The 4489-nt window shown below is 64.6% G+C and carries 4 protein-coding genes; all 4 read left to right on the forward strand.

What is annotated here, in order from left to right; all coding sequences use genetic code 11:
• Window positions 1–123 precede the first annotated feature (123 nt).
• The 4 genes from coxB to VN047_RS16710 are packed head-to-tail and all read left to right on the forward strand — an operon-like array spanning window position 124 to window position 4330.
• Window positions 124–1071, forward strand: a complete 948-nt coding sequence (gene coxB / locus VN047_RS16695) for a cytochrome c oxidase subunit II (RefSeq protein WP_325544632.1) — start codon at window positions 124–126, stop codon at window positions 1069–1071.
• A complete protein-coding gene (locus VN047_RS16700; protein WP_325544634.1) occupies window positions 1068–3599 on the forward strand; it encodes a cbb3-type cytochrome c oxidase subunit I in 2532 nt (843 codons plus the stop codon). The genes coxB and VN047_RS16700 overlap by 4 nt, the downstream gene beginning before the upstream one ends.
• The gene (locus VN047_RS16705) at window positions 3596–3886 is read left to right on the forward strand and encodes a hypothetical protein (protein ID WP_062179553.1); all 291 of its coding nucleotides are present in this window, start codon (window positions 3596–3598) and stop codon (window positions 3884–3886) included. Before VN047_RS16700 ends, VN047_RS16705 begins: the two co-directional genes overlap by 4 nt.
• 60 nt (window positions 3887–3946) lie before the next feature.
• Window positions 3947–4330, forward strand: a complete 384-nt coding sequence (locus VN047_RS16710) for a nuclear transport factor 2 family protein (RefSeq protein WP_062179557.1) — start codon at window positions 3947–3949, stop codon at window positions 4328–4330.
• Window positions 4331–4489 lie beyond the last annotated feature (159 nt).

Raw genomic sequence — 4489 nt, forward strand, 5'->3', positions numbered from 1 at the left:
GCGCGCCGCTGCTTGCCGCCTTCGTCACCGACGCGCCGGCGATGGCGCCGGGGACCGGGATGCCGGCGATACCGATGAAAAGAGCCGAAGCCGATGATATCGCCGCCTGGCTGCTGAGCCTCGATGACTGAGCGAACGCTGCCTTCGGAAGGCTGGCCGCCCGCCGTGCTCGATTCTGCCGGCCCCTATTCGGAGCCCGTGACCCTGCTTGCCTGGGTGCTGCTTGCTGGCGGAACCGTGATATTGGCGATCGTGCTTGGCGCACTCTGGATCGCGCTGCGCGGATCGCCTCGGCTCAAGACCCGGCTCGGCGGCGAGAAGGCGATCTGGATTCTGGGATTTGCCTTTCCCTCGGTCGTGCTCACGGGTCTGCTCGTGTGGGGCCTGATGCTCACCAGTTCGCTTTCGGCGGCGCGCGTTCCCGAAGGCGCCATGCGCGTCAAGGTCATCGGCGAGATGTGGTGGTGGCGCGTCCATTATCAGGACGGACAAGGCCGCGAGACGCTGCGCGATGCGAACGAACTCCACATTCCGATAGGACAGCCCGTCCTGCTCGAACTCGAGGCGGCCGACGTCATCCATAGCTTCTGGGTGCCGCGGCTTGGCGGCAAGATGGACATGATCCCGGGGCGCACCAATCGCCTGCTGATCGAGGCCGATGCGCCGGGTATCTACAAGGGACAGTGCGCCGAATATTGCGGCGGCCCGCACGCGCTGATGGGGTTTGTGGTGGTGGCCCACACCCCGGCGGACTTTGCGCGGTGGCAGGCTTCGCGGCTCCCGTCGCAAGGCGCCGGCGGCGAGGGGCTTGCACTTTTTCTCTCGAGCGGCTGCGCCGCCTGTCACACGATCCGCGGCACGCCGGCGCGTGGACTGGCCGGCCCCGATCTGACGCATGTCGGTTCGCGCAGGACGCTGGGCGCGGGCATATTGCCCAATAATCCGGGGACGATGGCGGGCTGGGTCGCCGACAGCCAGGCGATCAAGCCCGCGAACCGTATGCCCGCCTATCACCAGTTCAGCGGCGAGGAACTGCAGGCGCTCACCGCCTATCTGGTCTCGCTCAAATGAGATCGGAAACGGGGTTCGATCCCGCGCTTTATGAGCGTTTCCCGACTCGGCACGAGCGGCCGAAAGAAGAGGAGGAGGACCTCCGTCGTATCTGGTGCAAGCCCAAGGGCTGGGAATATCTGCTCGCGGTCAACAATAATTATATCGGCATCTATTATCTCGGAACCGCCTTTCTCTTTTTCCTGATGGCGGGGGTGCTCGCGCTGCTCATGCGTGCGCAACTCGCCGCGCCGATGCTCGAGATCCTGCCGCAGGGCACCTATAATCAGGTCTTCACCATGCACGGCACGGTGATGATGTTCCTCTTCGCGGTGCCCGCGGTCGAGGCGGCAGGCGTGCTCCTGCTCCCGCAGATGCTCGCGGCGCGCGATCTGCCGTTCCCGCGGCTGTCCGCCTATGCCTTCTGGGCCTATGCCGTCGGCGGACTTTGTTTTTTCGCCTCGATCTTCGTCGGGCTCGCGCCCGACGGCGGCTGGTTCATGTATCCGCCGCTGACGTCCAAGGCCTATTCGCCGGGAATCAACACCGACTTCTGGCTGCTCGGCATCGGCTTCATCGAGATCAGCGCGATCGCGGGGGCGATCGAGATCATCGTCGGCGTGCTGCGGACGCGCGCGCCGGGCATGCGCCTCGACAGGATGCCGATCTTCGCCTGGGCGATGCTCGTCTTCGCAGTGATGATCGTGATCGCCTTTCCGAGCATCATTCTCGGCACCTTGCTGCTCGAGATCGAGCGCGCGTTCGGCTGGCCCTTCTTCGACGCGACGCGCGGCGGAGACCCCTTGCTCTGGCAGCATCTCTTCTGGTTTTTCGGCCACCCCGAGGTCTATATCATCTTCCTGCCCGCCGCCGGGATGATGAGCATGATCGTCGCGACCGTCGCGGGCGAGAGGCTCGTCGGCTACCGGCTCATCGTCCTTGCGATGATCGCGACGGGCTTCATCAGTTTCGGCGTGTGGGCGCATCATATGTTCACCACCGGCATGCCGCCGATGACGACGGGCTTCTTCTCGGCCGCCTCGATGGCGGTCAGCGTGCCGGCGGGCATCCAGGTCTTCTCGTGGATCGCGACGCTCGCAATCGGCAAGCCGAAGTTCAATGCGCCCGGCCTCTTCGTGATGGGCAGCATCGTTATTTTCGTGACGGGGGGTCTGACGGGTGTGATGGTAGCGATGGTGCCCTTCGACTGGCAGGCGCACGATAGCTATTTCATCGTCGCGCACCTCCATTATGTCCTGATCGGCGGCATGGTCTTTCCGCTGTTTGCGGCCTTCTATTACTGGATTCCGATGGTGAGCAAGCGGGCGCTGTCGGAGCGGCTCGCGAAATGGGTGTTCGGCCTCATGTTCCTCGGCATGAATGTCGCCTTCCTGCCGATGCATCTGGCGGGGCTGCAGGGCATGCCGCGCCGCGTCTACACCTATCTGCCGGGGCAGGGCTTTGAGCTTCCCAATCTCATCTCGACGGTCGGCGCTTTCATGCTCGGGCTCGGTGTGCTCCTCTTCCTCGTCGACCTGGCGCGCAATTTCCGGCTCGCGCCGGGCGAGGGCAATGCCGGGAATGTCTATGGCGGCGGCACGCTCGAATGGTTGCCGAGCGAGCTCTATTCGACGCGCTCGATCCCGGTCGTCACCAGCCGCGAGCCTTTGTGGGACGATCCGGCGCTCGCGCATGAAGTCGAAAAGGGGCGCTATTTCCTCCCGCGCTCGGCGACTGGCCGTCGCGAGACGATCGTCACCAGCCCGCTGCTCGCCGAGCCCCAATATCTGCAGATCATGCCGGGGCCGTCGCCATGGCCCTTCGCCGCCGCGATCTTTACTGCGGGCTTCTTCCTCGCGCTGACGGTGCAGGCCTATATGTTCGCATGGGTGAGCGGCGTCCTCGCGGTGATCTCGGTACTGCGATGGCTTTGGGAAACCGACCGGCCGGTCGAAATCGAGGGTGTCGACATTGGCGCCGACATCCGCGTCCCGACCTGCGTTACCGGGCCGGCGAGCCATGGCTGGTGGGCGATGGTCATCCTGCTGGTTGTGATGGGCATGATCTTTCTCATGGCGCTGTTCAGCCTTGCCTTCCTGTCCTCGAACCAGCCGGGCTTCTGGCGGCCGCCGCCGCCCCTCGGCGAGGCGATATCGATCCTGGGGCTCTACGCTGTCGCAATCGGTCTCGCGCTCACGGCACGCGCATGCCTTCGACGCTCGCCCTTCTGGTCGGTATTCGCGCTTCTTTTGTCCGCGGCGGTTTCGAGTGCGGCGCTTGGCATGGATTACGTGAGTTGGTCGAGTAGCGAACTTGGTCCCACCGCGAGCGGGCAGGGGGCTGTCGTCTATGCGCTGCTGGCCCTTCAGGCATGCGCAGCGGCGATTGCAATCTTGATGGCGCTTTACTGCGCGGCGCGTGCTGTGCGGGGCCTTGTCCCGCAGCCTAGGAACAACAGCATCGACCTCACGATGCTCTTTCTCGTCTACACCGCGGCACAGGGGGTGACGGGCGCACTCGTCTCGCGACTGGTCGGCGCTGGCGGATGAAGAGCTGGTTCATCATGATGGGCGGTCTCGTCCTGTGGGCCGTACATTTCTTCCTCCTCTACCTCCTCGCCGAGTTCGGAGGCAGCGGACCCGGCATACGCCTCGCAGCATCGCTCTTTACCTTGGTTATTCTCGGCGGCGTGGCATGGATGTTCGTAGCGGTGCGGCACAAAACGTCCGGCGATCCCTTCGCGCGGTGGCGACGGCGTGCCGCCATGCTGGCGCTGGCGTTCGGCGGGCTCGGAATCGTCTTTCAATATTTGCCCATTCTGCTCGTTGATCGATAGGGCGGCGGGAACGAGAGCCGCGCCGGATCGGGCCGGTGGCCAGATTCGGGAGTAGGATGGATGCAGCTGATCGAGGCTATTGCGAGGTGCGAGGAAGAGCTGCGGGCCGCGATGCTGGCCGGCGATGTCGAGGCACTGGAGCGGCTGCTTGCGGAGGACATGATCTTCGTCGATCAACAGGGGGTCAGGCGATCGCGGGAGGGTGATATAGCGGCGCACCGTTCGGGCCTGCTCGACCTGAGTTCACTCGACTTTCGCGGCGACCGCCGCATTTGGTCCCACGGTGACGTGGCGAGCGTCGTCGTAACGGCCGATGTCGCGGGAACCTATGCTGGCGCGGCTTTCTTCGGGACTTTTGCCTATCTCCGGCTCTGGAAGCAGCAGGGCGACTGTTGGCAGATCATTCTCGCTCAATGCACGGCTTGTTCCTCGTCGGAACTGTGATCGAATTCTGCCTCGGGGAGGTTGAGCGCGGCATCTGTCGAGCGCGCTCTGGCCTCGCAGGCTCGGCCAAGGGTCGCACGGATGTAGGGCCGCGCGTGCACACTTGCCTCGCTTCTTGCCGGTGCGGGCGCGCGCGTTCACGGCGGGCAAGCCGCGCTG

The organism is Sphingopyxis sp., assembly GCF_035565275.1.
Lineage (GTDB): Bacteria > Pseudomonadota > Alphaproteobacteria > Sphingomonadales > Sphingomonadaceae > Sphingopyxis.